Origin of the sequence: Paraburkholderia caledonica NBRC 102488, from assembly GCF_000685095.1 — a bacterium.
GTDB classification, from domain to species: Bacteria; Pseudomonadota; Gammaproteobacteria; order Burkholderiales; family Burkholderiaceae; genus Paraburkholderia; species Paraburkholderia caledonica.
Map to the genome: position 1 here is coordinate 105,939 of NZ_BAYE01000004.1, position 23,204 is coordinate 129,142.

Sequence of the window (23,204 nt, forward strand, 5' to 3'; positions counted from 1 at the left end):
CCGTCATGAGTCTGCGCATCCTGCTCACCGACGATCACGCCGTGGTGCGCCAGGGCGTGCGTCAATTGCTGCTCGATCGCGGCGTGGCGCGCGAGGTCACCGAGGCGCAGACCGGCGCCGAAGCGCTCGACGCCGTCGCCGTCCAGAGCTACGACGTGGTGTTGCTCGACATTTCGCTGCCGGACATGAACGGCGTCGAAGTACTCAAGCGCCTGAAACGCAAGGCACCGCGTGTGGCGGTGCTGATGTTCTCGATGTACCGCGAGGATCAGTATGCGGTGCGCGCGCTGAAGGCCGGCGCCGCGGGCTATCTGTCGAAGACCGTCGACGCCGCCCAGATGATCGGCGCGATCCAGCAGGTCGCCGCGGGCCGCAAGTACGTGAGCCCGGCGATGGCGGAGGCGCTGGCCGATTACGTCTCTTTCGACGGCGAACAGTTGCCGCACGAAAAGCTCTCCGACCGTGAATACCAGACGCTGTGCATGCTCGCTTCGGGGAAACGGCTGACCGACATCGCCGAAGCACTGTCGCTGTCGGTGAAAACGGTGAGCGTGTATCGCACCCGTCTGCTCGAAAAGATGAAGCTGCGCAACAACGCAGAACTCACTTTCTACGTGATGAGCAACCGCCTCGTCGACCTGAATCCGGCGATGGCGGGCTGAACCGCCGCTTGCTATCGCTCTTGCTGCTTCTTTCTCGCTTTCGTCGCCGCCTTGCGACGTTGAGCAAATTATCCGGCGATCACGCCAGCCCAAAAGCGCGTCCCAAAAAGGTGCATAGGGCGCGCATCCGCTAAAATTGAGGGTTTCCCCGACATTCGGCGCGCGACGCGCGTGCACTACTGGAGACCCCCGCCAATGTCCCTCTTCCGCAAAAAGAGCGTCGAGCACATGATCGCGACGAGCGCTCAGAATGCCGGCCTGAAAAAAGCGCTCGGCGCGCTCGACCTCACGTTTCTCGGCGTCGGCGCCATCATCGGCACCGGCATTTTTGTGCTCACGGGCACGGGCGCTGTGCAGGCCGGCCCTGCGCTGATGGTCTCGTTTCTGATCGCCGCCGTGGCCTGCGGCTTTGCCGCACTGGCATATGCCGAGTTCGCGTCGACCATTCCTGTCGCGGGCTCTATCTATACCTATTCGTACGCGACGCTGGGCGAACTCGCCGCGTGGATCATCGGCTGGGATTTGATGCTCGAATATGGGCTCGCGACCTCGGCTGTGTCCGTTGGCTGGTCGGGGTACTTGCAATCGCTGCTGTCGGGCTTTGGCGTCTCGCTGCCGGTCGCGCTGACCGCGGCGCCCGGCGCGCTGCCGGGCCACGAAACGATCTTCAATCTGCCCGCGTTCCTCGTGATGATGGCGATTACCGCCCTGTTGTCGGTGGGCGTGCGGGAATCCGCGCGGATCAACAACATCATGGTCGCGATCAAGGTGGTCGTGGTGCTGCTGGTTATCGCCGTGGGCGTATTTCACGTGACGCCGGCCAACTGGCATCCGTTTATGCCGAACGGCTGGAACGGCGTGTTCGGCGCGGCGGCGGTGATGTTCTTCGCGTTCATCGGCTTCGACTCGGTGTCATCTGCCGCCGAAGAGGTCAAAAACCCGAAGCGCGATCTGCCCATCGGCATCATTGCGTCGCTCGGCGTGTGCGCGGTGTTGTACGTGGCGGTCGCGGCCGTCGTGACCGGCATCGTGCCGTCGGCGCAGTTCGCGAACATTTCACATCCGGTGTCGTACGCATTGCAGGTGGTGGGGCAAAAGTGGGTGGCGGGGTTTATCGACCTTGGTGCGGTGCTCGGCATGCTCACCGTGATTCTCGTGATGGCTTACGGCCAGACCCGCGTGATCTTCGCGATGTCGCGCGACGGCTTGCTGCCCGCGCGACTCTCGCGCGTGCATCCGCGCTTTGCGACGCCGTTTTTCACCACATGGCTCGTCGGCATTTTCTTCGGGCTGGTCGGAGCGCTGGTGCCGCTGAATGTGCTGGCCGAATTGATCAACATTGGCACGCTCGCCGCATTCTCGATGGTGTCGATTGCGGTTCTCGTCTTGCGTAAGACGCATCCTGAATTGCCGCGGGCGTTCCGCTGCCCGGGTGTGCCGGTGGTGCCGGTGCTTGCCGTCGCGTCATGCGTGTTTTTGATGGCGAATCTGCAAGCCGTGACGTGGGTTGCCTTTGTGGTGTGGCTTCTGATCGGGATGGTGATTTATTTCGGGTACTCGCGGCGTCGGTCGCATCTGGCCAGGTAGCGGGTGGTTGCTGAGGGCGGGCAAAAAACCCCTCATAGCGCGCCCGCCCGATTTGTGCTTTACTTTTCGGCAGACTCATAAAAACCGCAGCACCCTAATCGGGCCCATGAAGGCAGGCTGAAGGAAAAGACAAAACGGTCCGGTTTCACCCCATAAGGAGACGACTTCATGGCGATCAGCATCAGTCTGACGGTGAACGGCGCGCCCATCAGCGCTTCAGTCGAGCCCGGCACCCTGCTTGTGCAGTTCCTTCGCGATCAACTCCGGCTCACCGGCACGCACGTCGGCTGCGATACGGCCCAATGCGGCGCATGCACCGTCCACCTCGACGGCCGCGCAATCAAATCCTGCAATATCCTCGCGGCCCAAGCGGACGGCGCGCAGATCACCACCATTGAAGGCCTCGCCAAAGACGGCGCGCTGCATCCAATGCAAGCCGCCTTCAAACACTGTCACGGCCTGCAGTGCGGCTTCTGTACACCCGGCATGGTGATGAGCGCGATCTCCCTCGTGCAGCGTCAGCCAGATCTCACCGGCGAAGACGTCCGCACGCAACTGGACGGCAATCTATGCCGCTGCACTGGCTACCACAACATCGTCAAGGCAGTGCTCGAGGGCGCCGAAGGGATGAAGTCCTCCGGCACAGCCAACGCCACCGCAAATGCCGATGCGAATGCATCGGCAAACGCCAACGCAGCGGCCACCGCCTGAGGAGCCGACGATGAACGCACCCGAAACTCACAGCTTGATCGGCGCTTCCGTCGAACGTAAGGAAGACTACCGGTTTCTGACCGGCAACGGCCAGTACACCGACGACATCCTGCTACCTCAGCAAACCTACGCGGTGTTTCTGCGCTCGCCACACGCGCACGCGAAGATCAACAGCATCGACACGACCGCGGCGAAGCAGTCGCCGGGCGTGGTCGCGATCTTCACCGGCGCTGATATGGCCGCGGAGAACGTCGGCGGCCTGCCGTGCGGCTGGTTGATCCACAGCACCGACGGCAAGCCGATGAACGAGCCGCCGCATCCGATCATCGCGCATACGAAAGTGCGCCACGTCGGCGACCAGGTCGCAGTCGTGATCGCCGATTCGATCAAGGCCGCGAAAGATGCCGCCGAACTGATCGAAGTCGACTACGACGTTCTGCCCGCCGTGGTCGATACCGCGCATGCAGCCGACGCAGGCCAGCCGGCCGTTCACGACGAAGTGCCGGACAATGTCTGCTACAACTGGGGCCACGGCGACAAAGCCGCGACCGACGCCGCCTTCGCCAAAGCCGCGCACGTCACGACGCTCGACATCGTCAACAACCGCCTCGTGCCGAACGCGATCGAGCCGCGCGCCGTGAATGCCAGCTATTCGTCGCAGGACGACAGCTACACGCTTTACGTCGCCAATCAGAATCCGCACGTCGAGCGTCTACTCATGGCCGCTTTCGTGTTGTCATTGCCCGAGTCGAAACTGCGCGTGATCGCGCCGGACGTCGGCGGCGGCTTCGGTTCGAAAATTTTCCTTTATGCGGAAGACGTCGCGCTGACGTGGGCGTCGAAGAAAATTCGCCGCCCCGTGAAATGGACCGCCGAGCGATCGGAAGCTTTCCTGTCGGATGCGCATGGCCGCGACCACGTGACGAAAGCCGAGTTGGCAATGGATGCCGACGGCAAGTTCCTCGCCATGCGCATTCACACCATCGCGAATATGGGCGCGTATCTGTCCACGTTCGCTTCGAGCGTGCCGACCATCCTCTACGCGACGCTGCTCGCAGGCCAGTACGCCACCCCCGCGATCTACGCGGAAGTGAAAGCCGTTTTCACCAACACCGTTCCCGTCGATGCGTATCGCGGCGCGGGCCGTCCGGAAGCGACCTATGTGGTCGAGCGTCTGGTCGAGACCGCCGCGCGCGAGATGAAGCTCGATCCGGCAGAAATTCGCCGCCGTAATTTCATCCGCGAATTTCCTTATGCGACGCCGGTCGGCCTCACCTACGACACCGGCGACTACGAGACGATCCTCGCGCGCTCGCTCGAACTCGCCGATGTGAAAGGCTTCGAGGCGCGCAGGCAGGAATCCGAACAGAACGGCAAGCGGCGCGGCCTGGGTTACTCGTGCTACATCGAAGCGTGTGGACTCGCACCGTCGAATATTGCCGGCGCGTTGGGCGCTCGCGCGGGCCTGTTCGAAGTCGGGCAGATTCGCGTGCATCCGACCGGTTCGGTCACCGTGTTCACCGGCTCGCATAGTCACGGCCAGGGTCACGAAACGACCTTCGCGCAAGTGGTAGCTGATCGGCTCGGTCTTCCGCTCGAAAGCGTCGAGATCGTGCACGGCGACACCGGCCGGATTCCGTTCGGCATGGGCACGTATGGTTCACGCTCTATCGCGGTGGGCGGCTCGGCGATCATGAAGGCGCTCGACAAGATCGAAACCAAGGCGAAGAAAATCGCCGCGCATCTGCTCGAAGCCGCGGCGGAAGACATCGAGTTCAAAGACGGCGTGTTCCGAGTCGCGGGCACGGATCGCACCAAGGCATTCGCCGAAATTTCGCTCGCTGCTTACGTGCCGCACAACTATCCGCTCGACGTGCTCGAACCCGGCCTCGAAGAAAGCGCGTTCTACGATCCGAGCAATTTCACGTATCCGTCGGGCGCGTACATCTGCGAAGTCGAAGTCGATCCGGACACCGGCGTGTGCCGGATCCAGCAGTTCACCGCTGTGGACGACTTCGGCAACGTGATCAATCCGATGATCGTCGAAGGCCAGGTTCATGGCGGACTCGGTCAAGGCATCGGGCAAGCCATGCTCGAACGCTGCGTGTACGACAACGACAGCGGTCAACTGCTGTCGGGCTCGTATATGGACTACGCAATGCCGCATGCGTCGGACCTTCCCGACTTCACCGTGGAAACCGCGAAGGGCACGCCGTGCACACACAATCCGCTCGGCGTCAAAGGCTGTGGCGAAGCAGGCGCGATCGGTTCGCCGCCGGCGGTGATCAACGCGATCATCGACGCGCTCGCGCCCTTGGGCGTGACCGATCTGCAAATGCCGGCAACGCCACATCGCGTATGGTCGGCGATTCACGCGGCCAAGCAGGCAGCCCATTGAGACCCTGAGCGGAGCATTCGACATGTATTCATTCGAGTATCAACGCGCGACGGATCCGCAAGCGGCCGCCGCAGCCATTTCTGCCGACAGCGACGCCAAGTTTCTCGCCGGCGGTCAGAGCCTGTTGCCCACCATGCGGCTGCGTCTCGCGCAGCCCTCGCAACTGATCGACGTGACGCGCATTCCCGCGCTCAAGTCGATCGCCGTCGACGCAAATCTGGTCACAATCGGCGCGGCCGTCTGCCATGCGGACGTCGCCGATCACGCCGAGTTGCGGCGCGTGTCGCCGGCGCTCGCGGATCTCGCCGCGCATATCGGCGATCGCCAGGTGCGCGCGCTCGGCACGCTGGGTGGCTCACTTGCCAACAACGATCCCGCCGCGTGCTATCCGGCTGCCGCAATGGGATTGGACGCAACTATCGTCACGCAGCGCCGGCGCATTGCATCGAGCGACTTTTTCGTCGGCATGTACGAGACGGCGCTAGAGCCGGACGAGTTGATCGTCTCCGTCGAATTTCCGGTTCCCGAGCGCGCCGCCTACGAGAAATTCCGCAATCCCGCGTCGCATTTCGCGCTCGTCGGTGTGTTCGTCGCGAAGTTTGCAAGCGGTGTGCGCGTTGCGGTGACGGGCGCGGCGGCGTCTGTCTTTCGTGTGCCCGAACTGGAAAGCGCGTTGTCGGCGAACTTCACGCCGGAGTCGGCGCGAGCGGTCAGTGTGCCGTCGGCGAATCTGAACGACGACATGCATGCGAGCGCCGAGTATCGCGCGCATCTGATCCCCGTTCTGGCGGCGCGAGCGGTCGCGAAGGCGAACGCTTAGGCTTGCTTGCTATTGGCTGCTGACGTGTCGAGCGTGGAGCTCGCGCACGTCAGTCGCTCGCATTCGCCAGGGCATGCTGTATCGCGCAACGAACGCGCTTCACGTTTCATTGACGCTGCATTTGCCGAGCAGACAGCGCGCAGATTCAGGAACGCCATGCACCCCGTTTCAATCGACGACACCCTCGCGCAACTGGCCGTTCAGAACTACTTCGCGAGCCGCGAGCTTGCGACGGCGTTGTATCTCGCGCTGCGTATGGACCGGCCGTTGTTCGTCGAAGGCGAGCCGGGCGTCGGCAAGACGGAACTTGCCAAGGCCGCAGCCGGCATGCTCGATACGTCGATGCTGCGGCTGCAATGCTATGAAGGGCTCGACACGGCCAGCGCGCTATACGAATGGGACTATCCGCGGCAGATCATGGCGTTGCGTCTTGCGGAAGCCGCCGGTCAACGGCCCGATAACGACACCCTGTATCGCGGCGAATTCCTGCTCAAGCGTCCGTTGTTGCAAGCGCTGATGCCCGACGAAAATCATCCGGGTGCGCGGCGCGTGTTGCTGATCGACGAAATCGACCGCGCTGATGAACCGTTTGAAGCGTTCCTGCTGGAACTGCTCTCCGACTTCCAGGTGTCGATTCCCGAGTACGGCACCGTGCGCGCAACGCAGCCGCCGCTCGTCGTGATGACGTCGAACCGTACGCGCGAAGTGCACGACGCGTTGAAGCGCCGCTGTCTCTATCAGTGGATCGGTTATCCGGAACGCGATCGCGAGCTTGAAATTGTCGCGGCGCGTGCGCCGAAGACATCGGCGGAGTTGCAGCGGCGCGCGGTCGATTTCGTGCACCGTCTGCGCGGCATGGACCTGTTCAAGGCACCGGGCATCGCCGAAACAATCGACTGGTGCCGCGCGCTCGAAGCACTGTCGGTCACGGAACTCGATCCGCAATCGGTGCAGAACACGCTTGGTGTACTGCTCAAGTATCAGGACGATCTGGCGCGTGTCGACGCGGATCAGATCGCGCAGTGTCTCGCCGCGCCGGGATAGCGGGCATGACGACGCGACCCTCCGCAAACGAGACAGGCACAGGCGCCGACGACGCGACGCGCGCTCAGCGCGTGCCACACGCGGCGGCCGATCCAGCCGCGCCACTTCCTGCCGCGACGCCAACGCTCGCTCGCAACGTGGTGCATTTCGTGCGCGTGCTGCGCGGCGCGGGCCTGCCGATGTCGCCCGCGCATGCCGTCGATGCGCTCGCCGCGCTGCACTGGATCGACTTGAGCCGCCGCGACGACGTGCGCGCAGCGCTAGCCGCATCGCTCGTCTCCGCGCCCGACGAGCGCGAGCTTTTCAACGCCGCGTTCGATCTGTTCTGGCGAGATCCGGATTGGGAAGGGAAGCTGCGTGCACTGCTTCTGCCGAAGGTCCGCGACGGCCTTCCGCCGCCTAGACGCAACAACCGTCTCGCCGACGCGCTGGCGGTTCGCGCGCCGCCCTCGTCGAATACGCACAGCCCGCAGGAAACCGAGCGCCAGGAATTGCGCGCGCACGTCACCTTCAGCGCGGAAGAGCGGCTGCGTCATCGCGATTTCGACACCCTCTCCGCCGATGAATGGCGCACGCTGCGCCATCTGATCCGCGCTCAGCGTCTGCCCCTTGCGAAGGAGCCGACACGCCGCCTCAAGGCCGCGTCGCATGGCACGCATGCGGACCTGCGCGCGAGCGCGCGGCAGGCGGTGCGCGCGGGCGGCGACTGGACCGTGTGGAAATATCGCGCGGTGGTCGAGCGCAAGCCGCCGCTGGTTCTGATGCTCGACATATCCGGTTCGATGAGCAGTTATTCCCGCGCGGTGCTGTATTTCTGCCACGCGCTCGTGCAGTCGCGTGAACGCCTGCAGGTTTTTCTGTTCGGCACGCGCCTTACCAACGCGACCCGCGCATTGCGCGAGCGAGATCCGGATGTGGCGATTGCCGCGCTCACCGAACAGGTCGTCGACTGGTCGGGCGGCACGAGAATCGGCGCGGCGCTCGCTGAATTCAACCGGCGCTGGGCGCGGCGCGTGCTGACCGGTCGCGCAACGGTGCTGCTCGTGACCGACGGCCTCGATCACGAAGCGATCGACGTCCTCCAGCTGGAAATGGCCCGCCTGCGCCGCTTCGCGCACCGTATCGTATGGCTTAATCCGCTGCTGCGTTTCAGCGGCTTTTCTCCGAAGGCGCGCGGCGTGCAGGCAATCCTGCCCTACGTCGACGCGCATCGTCCGGTTCATAATCTAGACAGCCTGGCCGCATTCGGCCGCGACCTCGCGCAACTCACGCGCGCGCCGCGTCGGGACGTTGTTGCCATGTCAACCGCAGGAGCAAGTCCATGGAACTGACCGAAACTCATACGCTGCCGGTTTCGCAACAGCGTACGTGGGATGCGCTGAACGACACCGAGGTTTTGCGCGCCTGCATTCCGGGCTGCGAAAGCATCGACCCGGACGGCGAGAATGCGTACCTGGTGGCGTTGAGCGCCGCGGTCGGCCCGGTCAAGGCGCGCTTCAAAGGCCGCATGCAATTGACCGATATCGACGCGCCCAACGCGTACAACATCGTGTTCGAAGGCCAGGGCGGCGCGGCTGGCTTTGCCAAGGGCAACGCGCGTGTCACACTCGAAGCCGACGGCGAAGCAGCAACCAGGCTCAGCTATACCGCGAATGCGCAGGTCGGCGGGAAGCTCGCGCAGATCGGCTCGCGGCTCGTCGATGGTGCGGCGCGCAAGATCGCCGGCGAGTTCTTCAAGCGCTTCGGGGCACGATTCGATGGCGAAGGCGCCGGTGCCGTCAGCGATGAAAGCCCTGCAGATGCCGGCGGCGCTGCAGCCGCCGACGCGGAGGGGCACAATACGGCATCGACCGAGGCCGCGGACGGCGAGTCCGGCGGCGATGCAACGAAGAGGAAGAAATCATGGACAGCGTGGATCTCGAAGTCCTGAAGTCCAGTGCACGTTGGCTGGAAGAGGGACATCGCGCGCTACTGGTGACGGTGGTGAAAACGTGGGGCTCGTCGCCGCGCCCGGAGGGCGCGATGCTCGCGGTACGCGACGACGGACTCGTAGTCGGCTCGGTGTCGGGCGGCTGCATCGAAGACGACCTGATCGACCGCGTGCGGCAGCGGGGCATCGAGCAGGCGCACCCCGAGGCCGTGAAATACGGCATCTCGGCGGAAGAGGCGCATCGCTTCGGACTGCCTTGTGGCGGCACGATCCAACTGGTTCTCGAACCGTTGACGCCGCAAAGCGGTATCGCCGACCTCTGCAACGCCGTGGAAGAAGGCCGCCTCGTGGCACGCGAACTGGACATGAATTCGGGTGAGGCGCGGCTCGGCAAGGCGCTCGCAACAGACGGCGTGCTATTCGACGGCGAGCGTCTACTGACGATTCACGGTCCGCGTTACCGCATGCTCGTGATCGGCGCGGGACAGTTGTCGCGCTATCTGTGCAATATTGCCGTGGGTCTCGACTATCAGGTGACGGTCTGCGATCCGCGCGAGGAGTACACAGAAGAGTGGAACATCCCCGGCACGAAGATCGTGCGGACCATGCCCGACGACACCGTGCTTGACATGAAGCTCGACGAGCGCTGCGCGGTCATTGCGCTCACACACGACCCGAAGCTCGACGATCTCGCACTGATGGAAGCGCTCAAGACGCCGGCGTTCTACGTCGGCGCGCTGGGTTCGAGGCGCAATAATCAAGCGCGGCGCGAGCGGCTCAAAGAGTTCGACCTGAGCGACACGGAACTGGCCCGTTTGCATGGGCCGGTCGGCATTTATATCGGCAGCCGCACGCCGCCTGAAATTGCGGTGTCGATTCTCGCCGAAGTGACGGCGGCGAAAAACGGCGTTTCGTTGCCGACGCTGCTTCAGGTCGAGGGCGCGAAGGCAGCGCGCGAAATTGCGGCTTCCGGCGGGGAAGCCTGCAGCGCGTAATCGTCTGGACACCCGGGCGTTCAGCCACATGGCTGGCGCGACGCCCGGCGGCTTACATCATTCCGCAAACCACGGCGGCAATCACCGATCCGCCGATCAGCACCACGCCCACCACGCGGCGCTTGTTCAGTTCGGTCCACAACAGCACGCCGGTCAGCGAAAGCAGGATCAGCGAGCCGGCGATCGTATCGACCAGCAGCATCCATCCGATGCTCAAGCCCACGCCTTTGTGCAGATTGGTCATCGTCGCGAGGAAGGAGTTCTGCGTGCGTTTCACCGCGACGAAGCCGTTGCCGACCCAGTACTCGGCTTGCACGTTCTGCGCGGGCGCGGCGAATGCAATCTGCCAGAACTCGGGCTGAATCGTGCTGCGGTCGCCCCAGGCCACGGGATGCGCCGGCTCGCGCTTCATCCTGCCAGGCTTGCCGTCGATCTTCAGTTCGCCCTTGAGCCACTTCGCCATGTCCATCGGCGAACGAAACGGCTTTTCGGGCACGGCCATTTGCAACTCTTCGACCTGCGGTTGTCCGGTCGACACTTTCATCGGCCCCGCGCGATGGTTCAGCAGGAAGCCGGTTGCGCCGAACAGGAGTCCGAGCACCGCGCCCCACAAGCCCACCCAGCCATGCACTTTGCGCAGCCACTTGATGAAGTTCGCGCGCCGCGAACGTTGACGCCGTGCCGCCTGCTCGGCGTCGTCCATCAGATGATGGCCGGGCCGCTGCTCATGGGCGACATATCGCGAGGCGCCATTGGCAGCAGGTTTCATATCGATCGAATCAGGCGCGTTCACATGATGCTCCAGGCACGGCAGGTTAAGCCGCCGACCGCGCGCAGACAGGAGCGCGCTCAGAGACGGGCGGCGACGGAATTTTTGAAGGAGAGAGCGGAAAGCTCCGGCTTGCGGTCCAGAGCCGTCCTGTTGAGAGGCTGGCTGGCAGTCACAGAGGAGGAGAAATGTGACAGGAAGCTGGCGATGCCCTTCAATTGAGAATGGATATCATTACACAATTGGCGCTTTTGCTCAATCGCGGCAAAAAGCTCACACCGGCCACAACGGCCCTTCCTGCATCGCGCCGAGTTGCTCGCGCATTTCGAGGATGCGGTCTTCCCAATAACGTTGCGTGTTGAACCACGGAAACGCTGCCGGAAACGCCGGATCGTCCCAACGGCGCGCCAACCACGCCTGGTAATGGATCAGCCGCAGTGTGCGCAGCGCTTCGACAAGATGCAGTTCACGCGGCTCGAAGTCACAGAAGTCTTCGTAACCGGAGAGCAGATCCGCCAGCGCGCGCGATGCCTCCGCGCGCTCGCCGGGCAGCAGCAGCCACAGATCCTGCACGGCCGGCCCCATGCGGCTGTCGTCGAAGTCGACGAAATGCGGGCCCGCGTCGGTCCACAGCACGTTGCTCGGATGACAGTCGCCGTGCATGCGGAGCATGCGGACCTCGCCGGCCCGCTCGAATGCGCGCTCCACGCCTTCCAGCGCAAGATTGACGACGGTTTCCCAGGCAGCGCGCACGTCGTCGGGTATGAAGCGGTGCGCGAGCAGAAAATCGCGCGGTTCATAGCCGAACGTCTGACTGTCGAGCGTGGGACGCTCCGTGTAGTCTTGCGTCTGCCCAACCGCGTGAATGCGGCCGATGAACCGCCCGAGCCATTCAAGCGTATCGCGCCGGTCGAGATCGGGCGCGCGTCCGCCGCGGCGCTCGAAGATCGAGAAACGGAAACCATCGAAGGTATGCAGCGTGCGGCCCTCGTACGTACACGCCGGCACGGCGGGAATCTCCCGCGCGGCCAGTTCGGCAACGAACGCGTGTTCTTCGAGAATGGCGGCGTCGCTCCAGCGATCAGGACGATAGAACTTCGCAACGACGGGCGGGCCGTCTTCGACGCCCACCTGATACACGCGGTTCTCGTAGCTGTTGAGCGGCAACATGCGCCCGTCGGTACGCACGCCGACTGTGGCGAGCACGCCGTCGAGCGCGTCGAGCACGACTTCCGGCTGGAGCCGGGCAAAAGGCACGGCGCGGTCCGCGCCGTCCTGTGTATCGAGAATGTCGTTCATGCCCGCATTGTGCGCCGCGCCGCCGTCAAAGACGAGTGCGAGTGAACATGGGGGCACGCGTCTGCCGTCAGGCGACAGACGCGCCAAACGGTAATCGCTTCAATGCATCTGCGCGCTTGACGGACGCACGAGTTCGCCGGTGTCGATAAGGTCTTCGAGGAAAAAGGGTTCAGTGTTCAGTTGCGGCGAAGCGCCGGGCTCGCCGGCATACCACGCCACCATGGCCATGTCGCCGAGAATGCGCATGACGATTCCGCGCGCGCCCTGCGGCACGGCGATATGCACTGATCGGACAATGGAACCGATTTGCATGATGTTTCCCCGTTCTCCCATAGCCGGCTTTATAAGTTCGCGCCGGTCAAGGTGATGATAAAAGCGCCGCTTCGCCGGTAACGTTGCGTACGCACCCAAACAGCTGCGCGTGAATACGCGTGAGAGCTTCGAGTCATTGTTCCCGTTTTGCGGGGCCTTGGAAAGCGGGAACTGAGGGCGCTTCACCCGTCGTTTCGCTTGATTCGTCGAGACGCGCGGCATCGCGACGAAACCATCATAAACCCTCGTGGGCAGAGATATCAAAAACGTGCGGCGTCTGCGCGACTCGCGCGTTGCGGCGCACGCAGGCGCCATTTTCAGCGTATCCTTAACTGTTTTGCACGAGCGTCGTCTCGCGCGTGGCGGCCACCATCGGGCCGCGCCCGATACGTCGCTGCCGGCTGTTCATCTGCTTTGCTCCGCCTTCTGCTCTTTGCTCTCTGCCGTGCCCAATACCTCCGACACGCCCTATCTCGAACGCGGCACCCGCGCTTACTGGCGCGCCAGCATCGCATTACTGTTCGCGGGCTACGCCACGTTTTCGTTGCTCTATTGCGTGCAGCCGCTGCTGCCGTCGTTTTCGGCGGCATTCAACGTGACACCTGCGCAAAGCAGTCTCACTGTATCGTTGACTACGGCAGCGCTAGCAGTGGCCATCTTTATGGCCGGCTTCGTCTCCGAAGGCTGGAGCCGTCACAAGCTGATGACGATGTCGCTCACTGTCTCCGCGCTCCTGACCATCGGTGTGTCGATTGCGCCGCAATGGCACCAGTTGCTCGTGCTGCGCGCGCTCGAAGGTCTCGCGCTCGGCGGTGTGCCGGCCGTCGCGATGGCTTATCTCGCGGAAGAAGTGCATCCCGACGGCCTGGGTCTTGCAATGGGCCTCTATGTCGGCGGCACGGCAATCGGCGGGATGGCGGGGCGCGTGATTACGGGCATCGTCGCCGATCTGTTTTCATGGCGCGTTGCAATCGGCACGATTGGCGTGCTCGGCATTCTGTCGATGCTCGCGTTTCGTTCGCTGCTACCGCCGTCGCGCCATTTCGTGCCGCGGCGCGGGCTGGGCTTCACGCATCATCGCAGCGCGCTCGTCAGGCAGTTCAGGCGGCCGGGTCTACCCATGTTGTTCCTGCTTGGCTTCGTGCTGATGGGCAGCTTCGTCACGCTGTACAACTACATCGGCTACCGGCTGCTCGCGCCGCCGTACCGGTTGAGCCAAACCGAGATCGGCGCGATCTTCGTGGTGTATCTGACGGGCGTGATCGCCTCGCCGTGGTCGGGACGCATGGCCGACACATTCGGCCGCGCTCGTGTGCTGACGGCAAGCCTGCTATTGATGGCCTTGGGACTCGCACTCACCATGTTGAGTCCGCTTTCGGCGATTGTCGGCGGCATCGCATGCGTGACGTTCGGCTTCTTTGCCGGACACGCCGTCGCAAGCGGCTGGGTCGGGCGTCTCGCAAAAGAGGCGAAAGGCCAGGCGGCCGCGCTATATCTGCTTGCGTACTACATCGGCTCGAGCCTGGTCGGGTCGTACGGCGGGCACATGTGGGCCGGTTACGGATGGAACGGCGTTGCTGGACTGGTCTTCGCACTGCTCGTGATCGGCGTACTGGCGACGCTGAGGTTACGCCGGCTCGACCAGGCGTGAGTGTTACCGGCGAATCCACGACTGTTCCATCGCGCAGTTCGCCCGGCGATTCACACTGCATTGAAAATCCAAAAAAAGTAAGCAGCGCGTAAGCAACCGCTTCACACTTCGTGGCCGGGTTTGCTGCGTCGCGGCAACCGCGCGAAGCCTTGCGGCGACTGGCTTCTACGGATTGCGAATAAACCTTCTGGATGTACCGGACGCGCCTACGCCGCCTCCGCCGTCACCTATACTCAAATCAAGCGTTGCAGCGTGCGCCTCTGAACGAGACCCGCTCATTACGCCGCCAATACAAAAGGAGACGAGTATGACGACCTATTTCACGATCGGCGATTTCATTCTGGTCATTCCGATGGCGCTCGCCGGGGCATTATTCGTAGGCGCGCTTCCTTGCAAGACGGAATTGCGGCACAACGCGTTGCGCGTGCTGGGCGCCCTGCTCGGCGTAATGTTCGCAGTCGTGCTGGTCGAAGGCTTGCCCGCGCTCGTATAGCAAAAAGCCGCCTGAGCGGCGGCTTTCGTATTTGAGTTGCGTGGCGGCAGCGCCGCCGGAATCAGACCGCCTGATCCGTCGACGGCTTTTCCCACAAGTTGACGCCGCCCTCCGTCGCGTAGCGGTCGATTTCCGCGAGTTCCTCTTTCGAGAACTCGAGATTCTTCAACGCACCGACATTCTCGCGCACCTGTTCCGCGCGGCTCGCGCCGATCAGCACCGAGGTCACGCGCGGGTCGCGCAACGCCCACGCAAGCGCCATTTGCGCGAGGCTTTGTCCGCGACGCTGAGCAATATCGTTCAGCTTGCGTACATGCTCAATGTTCTGCGCGCTCAAATGCTCCTCTTTCAGCGAACCGCCGCCCGGCTTGTTGACGCGCGCGTCTTGCGGCACGCCATTCAGATACTTGCCGGTGAGCAGCCCCTGTGCGAGCGGCGTGAACGCAATGGTGCCCGCGCCGACCTGTTCGAGCGTGTCGAGCAGATCCTGTTCGATCCAGCGATTGAGCATGTTGTACGCGGGCTGATGAATCAGCAACGGCACTTTGTATTCGGCGAGGAGCTTCGCCATTTCGAGCGTCTTGCTCGCCGAGTACGACGAAATGCCGATGTAAAGCGCCTTGCCCTGCTGCACCGCGCTCGCCAGTGCGCCAGCGGTTTCCTCGAGCGGCGTGTGCGCGTCGAAGCGATGCGAATAGAAAATGTCGACGTAGTCGAGGCCCATACGCTTCAGACTTTGGTCGAGACTCGCGAGCACATATTTGCGCGAACCGCCGCCTTGTCCATACGGACCGGGCCACATGTCCCAACCGGCTTTCGACGAAATCAGCAGCTCGTCGCGATACGGTTTGAAGTCGTCCTTGAAGTGGCGGCCGAAGTTCGTTTCCGCGCTGCCATACGGTGGCCCGTAGTTGTTCGCGAGATCGAAGTGCGTGATGCCAACGTCAAATGCGGCACGCAGAATTTCGCGTTGGGTCGAGAGCGGCGTCGTATCGCCGAAGTTGTGCCACAAGCCGAGCGACAGCGCGGGAAGTTTGAGACCCGATTTGCCGCACACGCGGTATTGCATGTCCGAATAGCGTTCTGAAGCTGCTTCGTAAGCCATTGCTGGTGTCCTTGATGGTGATGTCGCCCGGCAATCTGCGGGCATGGGCAATCGCATGCTGCGGGAGGTGTGCTGCTGTGGGTTTGTTTTTGTGTGCGGTCAGACCGCTATGGTAGCCAATCGACGGGATGCGTGCAGACGCCCAATATGCAGGATGGACGACTGCTTGCAGGTCCCCTACACTTTCGCCGTTCGAGCTTATGGAGCATTAAATGACGAAGGCGATTTCAATCGCGTTGATTGTCGGTGGCATTCTGTTGCTGTATTTCGGCGGGCAGGCGTTCAATTCGGTGAGCAGCGACGTGTCCCGCGTCTTTACAGGCTCACCGTCGAACAAGGCAATCATGCTGATCGTAGGCGGCGTGGTGGCGACGCTCGCGGGAATAACGGGCATAGCCCTGTCTGGCCGCAAGCGCTAGGCGCGAAGCGGCGCAGGCCTGGGTGGCGACAAAAAGGCGCTGAAAAGCGCCAAAAAGTCAGAAGGCGATTTCAGGCTTCGCCGCTGACCGGGTGCCCGGCAACGGCACATTGCTCGCGCCGTGGTACGTGTACACGAGCGAGAACTTCACCTGATCGCTGATGTTCTTGCCCGCCGAATGCAGCGTGTTGCAATGAAAGAACACCACGTCCCCGGCTTTCAGCTCCGGCGACACGGCGGCGCGAATCCACGCCTGATTTTCCTCGAGATCGGAGCGGAAGAACTTCGCGTCGTCGAAGCGTTCACCCGTGAATGCAGCGGTGTGCGATCCAGGCACGAACCATAGCGCGCCGTTGTCGACGGTTTCATTGCCCAGCGCGAGCCATACCGAAACCAGGTCGTCGCGCTCGAACGACCAGTAGCGCACATCGCGATGCCAGCCGGTCAAGCTGCCGTACGCCGGATGCTTCGTCATCATGCAATTGTGATGGGCGCGCGACAGGCGCGGCTCCTCACCGAAATACAATTCCATCCAGCCGCGAATTTCCGGCGCAGTCGCCCATTCGGCGAAACTGCGATCGCGGGCATACGCGTCGAGCAATCGCCGCACGGTCTGGCCGCCGGGCGCATGCCGGGAAGACGGCGCTCCGGGGTATTGCAGATCCGCTTCGAACTCGACCGGTGCCGCGGCTTCGTTCAGCTGACGTTGCGCGACCTGCTTCATCTCCTCGTATCGCTCGACCGGCACGAGGCCAGGCACGACGACGAAGCCCTGCTCCCGCAATGCGTGAATCTGCTCTTTCTTCGAATGAAATGACATGGTGTTCCGTGACCGTCGACAAACCGATGTTCGATTGTAAAACGGGCGCGATCATATCGCCCGGTGTTTGACGTCCGGCATTGCGATGAACTTGATGCAACCCGACCATTTGCGCACTGTTTGCATGCGGCTCGCGATGGCGCCGCACATTTCCCGGGCAGCCGCGCACGCTAATCGTCCGCGAAGGGTGCGAGCGATGCCCGTCTCAAAGCCTTCATGCACCCCGTGAAAATCCGTGTCCGCAGGGTAAAAACCGACTTTCAGACGTCACGAATCACGTGTAGCCTGCACGCATGTTGATCGCTATTCCCGCCTGTTTGCGCGCTGCACCGGCCATCAAGGCCCGCCCGGCTGTCCGCCGCGCAGTTTTTCCATCGAATCCCGGGCTCCCGCGCAGTCGATCGCGATGCCGCCATTGGCATGCTTGGTGCTGCTATTGGCGCACATTTGACCGCGCGACACGTTGCCTACCTGTGAAGCCATGCATACTCTTCTGAGCACCCGTTTCACCCGAGCCGCACTCAAAGCGGCCCGCCCCGCGCGCCGCCACGTGGTGCGCGCTCTGCGTCACCACGCCACGCGCACGCGCGCTTTAGGCGAACAATGGCGCGACGCCCGAGCGGTCGACGGCATTCGCACCTGGTTCCATACTTTCTTCTCGGCGCTGCGCACACGCGGCGGTTCGCGCCGCTTCTCACTCCGCACGCTCCTGCGCAAACCGACACCGCTGCGTCTGAGCGCTACTCAGCGCGCGCCCGTCGCCGTGCCGGCGCAAAGCGCAAGCCGCCGCCCCCGCCGGATGTCGACGAACGGCAGCACGGGCTGGTTTGCGTTCGCGTTTGCGAGCCGCTAACGAGCCGCTAGCGAGCCGCCAAACAGCACGCGTCGCTAGCCGCAATGATCCGGCGGCTTCGGACGGTTTAGAGCATATCAGCGCTCACGCCACGCGCGATGCCGACGCATCGCGCTTTGTCCGCACCGAACAATCGACGGCCAATAAAAAACCCCGCGCGGCGCGAGCCGGCGGGGTTTTTCACACTAAAGACGCGTGCAGCTAGCGTTAATCCGCCAACGCAGCGACCGGTTCGGTACCGGCAGCTTCCGCGAGTGCCAGAGCCTTGTCGGTCGCTTCCCACGTGAATTCCGGCTCTTCGCGGCCGAAGTGACCGTAAGCCGCGCTCTTCTCGTAGATCGGGCGCAGCAGGTCGAGCATCTGGATGATGCCCTTCGGACGCAGATCGAAATGCTCCTGCACAAGGCGCGTGATCGTTGAATCCGAAACGCGGCCCGTGCCGAACGTGTTGACCATGACCGAAGTCGGTTGCGCAACGCCAATGGCGTACGACACCTGAATCAGGCAGCGCGATGCGAGACCGGCGGCCACGATGTTCTTCGCGACATAACGGCCCGCATAAGCAGCCGAACGGTCGACCTTCGACGGATCCTTGCCCGAGAACGCGCCGCCGCCGTGGGGCGCCGCGCCGCCGTACGTGTCGACGATGATCTTGCGTCCCGTCAAACCGCAGTCGCCTTGCGGACCGCCGATCACGAAACGGCCGGTCGGGTTCACGAGGAATTTGATGTCGCCCTTGATGAGTTCAGCCGGCAGCGTCGGCTTGATGACTTCTTCGATCACGGCTTCGCGCAGCGTATCGAGGTCGATGTCCGGCGAGTGCTGCGTGGAAAGCACCACGGTGTCGATGGAGTGCGGCTTGCCGTCGACATAGCGCACGGTGACTTGCGACTTCGCGTCCGGACGCAGCCAGGGCAGACGGCCGTCACGGCGCAGATTCGCCTGACGCTCGACCAGACGATGCGACAGGTGGATCGGCAACGGCATCAATTCAGGCGTTTCTTCGCACGCGTAACCGAACATCAGGCCCTGGTCGCCCGCGCCCTGATCGAGGTTGTTGTCGTGCGCACGGTCCACGCCCTGAGCGATGTCCGGCGACTGCTTGTCGTACGCGACGAGCACCGCGCAGCCGCGGTAGTCGATACCGTAGTCGGTGTTGTCGTAGCCGATGCGCTTGATCGTGTTGCGCGCGATCTGGATGTAGTCGACGTTGGCGGTCGTGGTGATTTCGCCCGCGAGCACCACGAGACCCGTGTTGCACAGCGTTTCAGCGGCAACGCGCGAGTATTTGTCCTGCGTCAGGATGGCGTCGAGAATCGCGTCGGAGATCTGGTCCGCGACTTTGTCGGGATGGCCTTCGGAAACTGATTCGGAGGTGAAGAAATAGTCGTTTGCCACGTTGCAGACTCCTGTTTTGTGGTTACGGTTGAGTTTCACGTAGCCAGCTTCGGGAGTCTGAAGCGGCGACGCTTTAGCGGATTACCTTACCGGCAGGCGCATATCACGTGGATCGCACCGCCCGGCTTCGCCCCGCAAGTTGTCTATTAACTCGGCGAAGCCCTTATTATAGCGACTTCCATTGATTGTCACAGAGTGCCCACGAGTGCGGTATTACGTCCACCTCTCCGCTTTCCTGAACCCCGTCCCGCAAAACGCCTCCGTGGAGGCCACATGCTGAGCCGCCTTGGAGCCCGGCTCGCGATCGGCCTGCTCAAACTTTTCGCGCTGCTGCCGTATGGTCTCATCGCCCGTCTCGGCGACGGACTCGGCTGGCTGCTGTATCAGATTCCCAGCCGGCGCAAGCGCATCGTCCATATCAACCTGAGCCTGTGCTTCCCCCAATGGAGCGACGAGCGTCGTGAAGAAGTCGCGCAGAAGCATTTCCGCCACGCGATCCGCAGTTACCTCGAACGCAGCGTGCAGTGGTTCGGCTCCGCCAGGAAACTCGAAAAGCTGATCCAGCTCGACAGCGCGATCGATTTGACCGACCCGAACCTTCCGCCCACGCTTTTTCTCGGCTTTCACTTCGTGGGCATCGAGGCGGGCTCGATCTTTCTCAATTACTCGCTCAAGCGCCGTTGCGGCTCGCTTTATCAGCCGATGTCTAACCCGGAACTGGAAAAAGTCGCCAAGGCGGCCCGCGCGCGTTTCGGCGCGGACATGGCAAGCCGCGCCGACAGCGCGCGCATCGTGCTGCGCTGGTTGCGCGAACGCAAGCCGGTCATGCTCGGCGCCGACATGGACTACGGCGCGCGCAATTCAACCTTCGTGCCGTTTTTCGGCGTGCCGACCTGCACGCTGACCGCCGTCGGGCGTCTTTCGAAAGTCGGTCATGCGCAAGTCGTGCCGTTCATCGGCGAAGTGCTGCCTAACTACAAGGGTTATCGCCTGAAGGTGTTCAAGCCGTGGGACAACTATCCGACCGGCGACGACGAAGCGGATGCGCGACGCATGAACGCTTTCCTCGAAGAACAGATTCCGTCGATGCCCGAGCAGTACTACTGGGTCCACAAGCGTTTCAAGACGCGGCCGCCAGGCGTGCCGAGCGTGTATTGAAGTCGGCTGGCCGGCTGGTGAGGGTGGAAGCAACGCGCCGTTCGGCTCACCGAGTTGGCTCACCAGTTTGGCTCACTTATGGGCGCGTCACTTACAATAGCGTGATGAAACTGAAATTCACCAAAATGCACGGCGCAGGCAACGACTTCGTCGTGCTCGACGGCTACACCCAACCGGTCAACCTGACGCCGGCGCAGGTGCGCGCGCTTGCGGACCGGCATTTTGGCGTGGGCGCCGACCAGCTTCTGCTGGTCGAGAAGCCGACGGTAGAAGGCGTCGATTTCAGATATCGCATTTTCAATTGCGACGGCGGCGAAGTCGAACATTGCGGCAACGGCGCCCGCTGCTTCGTGAAGTTCGTCCGCGACAGCGGCCTCACCGATCAGCGCAGCGTGCGCGTGCAGGTGCAGAACGGCACGATCACGCTGACCATGCAGGAAAACGGCGAAGTGCTGGTCGACATGGGCGCGCCGGTTTTCGACCCGGAACGCGTGCCTTTCGCTACCAAAGGTCTCGAAGGGCGCCGGGAAGGCGCGGACACGCTATGGCCGCTCGACGTCAACGGCACCACGCGCTGGATTTCGGTCGTGTCAATGGGCAATCCGCACGCCGTGCAAGTCGTCGACGACGTGGAAGAGTTCCCTGTGCTCGTCGAAGGTCCGGTGATCGAGCGGCACGCACGCTTTCCGCAGCGGGTCAACGCGGGCTTCATGCAGATCGTCGGCCGCAGCGAAATCAAACTGCGCGTGTACGAGCGCGGTGCCGGTGAAACGCTGGCATGCGGCACGGGCGCCTGCGCGGCAGTCGCAGCGGGCATTCGCCGCGGACTGCTCGACGCGCCGGTGCTCGTCCATACGCATGGCGGCAAGCTCACCATCTCGTGGGACAGCAAGCAGCAAAACGAGCCTTTGCTGATGGCGGGCCCCGCCACAACCGTTTTTCAGGGCGAGATCGAACTGGCCGATTGAACGCCTCCAGTTCCATCGCGCATGACTGATGCACAAACTCTTTTGACCGACGCGTCGCATGAAGGCGTCGTCCCGTAGTCCTACAGCCGAAACCATGAACGATCGCGAAGTCGCCGAATACCTGCTCGCCAACCCCGAATTCTTCGCCGAACACGCGGAAATCCTCGCGACCATTCGCCTCGCGAACCCGCACGGCAAAGCCGCGGTGTCGCTGCAGGAGCGGCAAATGGAAATGTTGCGCGACAAGAACAAACATCTCGAGCGCCGGCTTGCCGAACTGCTGCGCTACGGCCACGAAAACGACAGCATCGCCTCGCGCTTCAATCGCTGGACGATCCGCGTCATGTCCGAGCGCGACTCGTACGCGCTGCCGCGCACGATCGCCAACGGCCTGCGCGAAATCTTCGACGTGCCGCAGGCCGCGCTGCGCGTTTGGGACGTCGCCGAGCCGTATGCCCAAGCGGACTTCGCGCGCCACGTCGGCGAGGAAGTACGCATTTTTGCAAATAGCCTGACCGCGCCCTACTGCGGCGCGAACACGGGTTTCGAGGCGGCGCAATGGCTGGTGCCCGCGACCGGCGCACCCGGCGCACCCGGCGCGGCCGACGAACACACGTCGGGCGGCGCCGCGCCCGAGTCGGCGCATGTGACAGAGTCCATTGCACTACTCGCACTGCGCGATCCGGAGGGCAAGGAAGAAGCGTCTGCTTTCGGCCTGCTGGTAATGGGCTCGGCGGATGCGCGGCGCTTCCACGAAGGCATGGCGACCGACTTCCTCACGCAGATCGGCGGCCTCGCGAGCGCGGCGCTCAGCCGTCTGCTGCCGCGCTGATTCAGCGAGCGCCACGCGTCAACCGCCGGTTAAAAAGCCAACCGTGACCGAAGCCGATCCCATCGCCGCCTATCTGTCGAATCTCGAACATGAGCGGCGGCTGTCGGCGCATACCCTGCGCGGCTACACGCACGAACTCGGAGAACTCCGGCTGCTGGCCAAGGGCCGGCCGCTCGAAAGCCTTACCGCCGTCGATATTCGCGGCGCCGTTTCGCGCGCGCATGCCGGGGGACTGACGGCGCGCTCGATCAGTCACCGCCTGTCGGCATGGCGCGCGTTTTACCGCTGGCTCGCCGGCCGCGTCGATCTGCCTGCCAATCCGGTCGCCACCGTGCGCGCGCCGAAACAGGCCAAGACGCTGCCCAAGGCACTGTCCGTCGACGACGCCAACCGCCTGATGGAAAGCCCGCCCGCCGCATCGGCAGAAGGGTTGCGCGATCACGCCATGCTCGAGCTGTTCTATTCGTCGGGGCTGCGTCTCGCGGAACTCGTCGGTCTGGACGCACGTTTCGCCGACGCCGACGGTTATCGCTCGGCGGGCTGGCTCAAGCTCGATTCCGCCGAAGTCGAAGTGCTCGGCAAGGGTAATCGGCGCCGCATCGTGCCGGTCGGCAGCAAGGCGCTCGACGCGCTCAACGCGTGGCTGGCAGTGCGCGACCAGATGGTCAAGCACGACCCGCATCCGCTTTTTCTGTCGGCGCGCGGCAACCGGCTGTCGCCGAATGTGGTGCGCGAGCGCGTAAAGCGCGCGGCTGTCGTGGCCGGCATTCCCGCCAATGTGCATCCGCACGTGCTGCGGCATTCGTTTGCCACGCACGTGCTGCAGTCGAGCGGCGACCTGCGCGCCGTGCAGGAATTGCTCGGGCACGCGAGCATCACGGCGACGCAGGTCTACACCGGGCTCGATTTTCAGCATCTCGCGCACGTCTACGATCAGGCGCATCCGCGCGCCAAAAAACGCGACTGACGCCGCTTTGCGGC

At 63.2% G+C, this 23,204-nt stretch carries 24 protein-coding genes; 17 read left to right on the forward strand and 7 right to left on the reverse strand.

Features of this window, described 5'->3' with window-relative positions:
* The first annotated feature begins 5 nt into the window (after positions 1-5).
* From rqpR to BCA01S_RS09995, 9 genes are all read left to right on the forward strand, one after another.
* The gene (gene rqpR / locus BCA01S_RS09950) at positions 6-662 is read left to right on the forward strand and encodes a response regulator transcription factor RqpR (RefSeq protein ID WP_027776775.1); all 657 of its coding nucleotides are present in this window, start codon (positions 6-8) and stop codon (positions 660-662) included.
* A gap of 195 nt (positions 663-857) precedes the next feature.
* Positions 858-2,249 carry a branched-chain amino acid transporter BcaP gene (bcaP, locus tag BCA01S_RS09955; RefSeq protein WP_027776776.1) on the forward strand — a complete coding sequence of 464 codons (1,392 nt, stop codon included), beginning with the start codon at positions 858-860 and terminating at the stop codon, positions 2,247-2,249.
* Between the two features lie 168 nt (positions 2,250-2,417).
* Complete coding sequence (locus BCA01S_RS09960) at positions 2,418-2,960, forward strand: (2Fe-2S)-binding protein (protein WP_027776777.1); 543 nt, start codon at positions 2,418-2,420, stop codon at positions 2,958-2,960.
* A 10-nt stretch (positions 2,961-2,970) separates the two neighbouring features.
* Entirely contained in the window at positions 2,971-5,358 is a 2,388-nt protein-coding gene (locus tag BCA01S_RS09965; protein ID WP_027776778.1) for a xanthine dehydrogenase family protein molybdopterin-binding subunit, read from the forward strand.
* Positions 5,359-5,380: 22 nt separating this feature from the next.
* Positions 5,381-6,178 (forward strand): FAD binding domain-containing protein, encoded by a 798-nt coding sequence (locus BCA01S_RS09970; RefSeq protein ID WP_027776779.1) that lies wholly within the window; start codon positions 5,381-5,383, stop codon positions 6,176-6,178.
* A 156-nt stretch (positions 6,179-6,334) separates the two neighbouring features.
* Positions 6,335-7,222 carry an AAA family ATPase gene (locus BCA01S_RS09980; RefSeq protein WP_027776780.1) on the forward strand — a complete coding sequence of 296 codons (888 nt, stop codon included), beginning with the start codon at positions 6,335-6,337 and terminating at the stop codon, positions 7,220-7,222.
* Between the two features lie 5 nt (positions 7,223-7,227).
* On the forward strand, positions 7,228-8,553 hold the full coding sequence (locus BCA01S_RS09985; RefSeq protein WP_027776781.1) for a vWA domain-containing protein: 1,326 nt from the start codon (positions 7,228-7,230) through the stop codon (positions 8,551-8,553).
* The gene (locus BCA01S_RS09990; RefSeq protein WP_027776782.1) at positions 8,544-9,152 is read left to right on the forward strand and encodes an SRPBCC family protein; all 609 of its coding nucleotides are present in this window, start codon (positions 8,544-8,546) and stop codon (positions 9,150-9,152) included. The genes BCA01S_RS09985 and BCA01S_RS09990 overlap by 10 nt, the downstream gene beginning before the upstream one ends.
* Positions 9,125-10,147 (forward strand): XdhC family protein, encoded by a 1,023-nt coding sequence (locus tag BCA01S_RS09995; RefSeq protein WP_027776783.1) that lies wholly within the window; start codon positions 9,125-9,127, stop codon positions 10,145-10,147. The genes BCA01S_RS09990 and BCA01S_RS09995 overlap by 28 nt, the downstream gene beginning before the upstream one ends.
* A gap of 52 nt (positions 10,148-10,199) precedes the next feature.
* Here BCA01S_RS09995 and BCA01S_RS10000 read toward each other — a convergent pair whose 3' ends face one another.
* The 3 genes from BCA01S_RS10000 to BCA01S_RS10015 form a co-directional block, all read right to left on the reverse strand.
* The gene (locus BCA01S_RS10000) at positions 10,200-10,940 is read right to left on the reverse strand and encodes a PepSY-associated TM helix domain-containing protein (protein WP_027776784.1); all 741 of its coding nucleotides are present in this window, start codon (positions 10,938-10,940) and stop codon (positions 10,200-10,202) included.
* Positions 10,941-11,189: 249 nt separating this feature from the next.
* A complete protein-coding gene (locus BCA01S_RS10010; protein WP_027776786.1) occupies positions 11,190-12,215 on the reverse strand; it encodes a serine/threonine protein kinase in 1,026 nt (341 codons plus the stop codon).
* A gap of 99 nt (positions 12,216-12,314) precedes the next feature.
* Positions 12,315-12,527: a hypothetical protein gene (locus BCA01S_RS10015; RefSeq protein ID WP_006050502.1), complete on the reverse strand. Its 213-nt coding sequence runs from the start codon at positions 12,525-12,527 to the stop codon at positions 12,315-12,317.
* 409 nt (positions 12,528-12,936) lie between these two features.
* Between BCA01S_RS10015 and BCA01S_RS10020 the strand changes: the two genes are divergently transcribed.
* Together BCA01S_RS10020 and BCA01S_RS10025 are read left to right on the forward strand one after the other, a co-directional pair.
* Positions 12,937-14,178 carry an MFS transporter gene (locus BCA01S_RS10020; RefSeq protein WP_042318442.1) on the forward strand — a complete coding sequence of 414 codons (1,242 nt, stop codon included), beginning with the start codon at positions 12,937-12,939 and terminating at the stop codon, positions 14,176-14,178.
* 307 nt (positions 14,179-14,485) lie between these two features.
* Positions 14,486-14,671, forward strand: a complete 186-nt coding sequence (locus BCA01S_RS10025) for a hypothetical protein (RefSeq protein WP_020067230.1) — start codon at positions 14,486-14,488, stop codon at positions 14,669-14,671.
* A 61-nt stretch (positions 14,672-14,732) separates the two neighbouring features.
* Here BCA01S_RS10025 and mgrA read toward each other — a convergent pair whose 3' ends face one another.
* Positions 14,733-15,776, reverse strand: a complete 1,044-nt coding sequence (gene mgrA / locus BCA01S_RS10030; RefSeq protein ID WP_027776788.1) for an L-glyceraldehyde 3-phosphate reductase — start codon at positions 15,774-15,776, stop codon at positions 14,733-14,735.
* A 212-nt stretch (positions 15,777-15,988) separates the two neighbouring features.
* Between mgrA and BCA01S_RS10035 the strand changes: the two genes are divergently transcribed.
* Positions 15,989-16,195 (forward strand): DUF3185 family protein, encoded by a 207-nt coding sequence (locus BCA01S_RS10035; protein WP_027776789.1) that lies wholly within the window; start codon positions 15,989-15,991, stop codon positions 16,193-16,195.
* Positions 16,196-16,252: 57 nt separating this feature from the next.
* Here BCA01S_RS10035 and BCA01S_RS10040 read toward each other — a convergent pair whose 3' ends face one another.
* Complete coding sequence (locus tag BCA01S_RS10040) at positions 16,253-17,014, reverse strand: phytanoyl-CoA dioxygenase family protein (RefSeq protein ID WP_027776790.1); 762 nt, start codon at positions 17,012-17,014, stop codon at positions 16,253-16,255.
* 336 nt (positions 17,015-17,350) lie between these two features.
* Positions 17,351-17,497, reverse strand: coding sequence for a hypothetical protein (locus BCA01S_RS37945; protein WP_156955045.1), 147 nt, complete (start codon positions 17,495-17,497; stop codon positions 17,351-17,353).
* Here BCA01S_RS37945 and BCA01S_RS10055 point away from each other — a divergent pair.
* Positions 17,496-17,867: a hypothetical protein gene (locus tag BCA01S_RS10055; RefSeq protein ID WP_027776791.1), complete on the forward strand. Its 372-nt coding sequence runs from the start codon at positions 17,496-17,498 to the stop codon at positions 17,865-17,867. The genes BCA01S_RS37945 and BCA01S_RS10055 overlap by 2 nt on opposite strands.
* Positions 17,868-18,074: 207 nt before the next feature.
* On the opposite strand, the gene metK is transcribed toward BCA01S_RS10055, so the two are convergent.
* Positions 18,075-19,265: a methionine adenosyltransferase gene (gene metK / locus BCA01S_RS10065; RefSeq protein ID WP_020067236.1), complete on the reverse strand. Its 1,191-nt coding sequence runs from the start codon at positions 19,263-19,265 to the stop codon at positions 18,075-18,077.
* 273 nt (positions 19,266-19,538) lie between these two features.
* Here metK and BCA01S_RS10070 point away from each other — a divergent pair, with 273 nt between their 5' ends.
* The 4 genes from BCA01S_RS10070 (at position 19,539) to xerC (ending at position 23,190) form a co-directional block, all read left to right on the forward strand.
* Entirely contained in the window at positions 19,539-20,423 is an 885-nt protein-coding gene (locus tag BCA01S_RS10070) for a lipid A biosynthesis lauroyl acyltransferase (RefSeq protein WP_027776792.1), read from the forward strand.
* 104 nt (positions 20,424-20,527) lie between these two features.
* Complete coding sequence (gene dapF / locus BCA01S_RS10075) at positions 20,528-21,391, forward strand: diaminopimelate epimerase (protein ID WP_027776793.1); 864 nt, start codon at positions 20,528-20,530, stop codon at positions 21,389-21,391.
* Between the two features lie 94 nt (positions 21,392-21,485).
* On the forward strand, positions 21,486-22,223 hold the full coding sequence (locus tag BCA01S_RS10080) for a DUF484 family protein (protein WP_027776794.1): 738 nt from the start codon (positions 21,486-21,488) through the stop codon (positions 22,221-22,223).
* Between the two features lie 43 nt (positions 22,224-22,266).
* On the forward strand, positions 22,267-23,190 hold the full coding sequence (gene xerC / locus BCA01S_RS10085; RefSeq protein ID WP_027776795.1) for a tyrosine recombinase XerC: 924 nt from the start codon (positions 22,267-22,269) through the stop codon (positions 23,188-23,190).
* Positions 23,191-23,204: the final 14 nt, after the last annotated feature.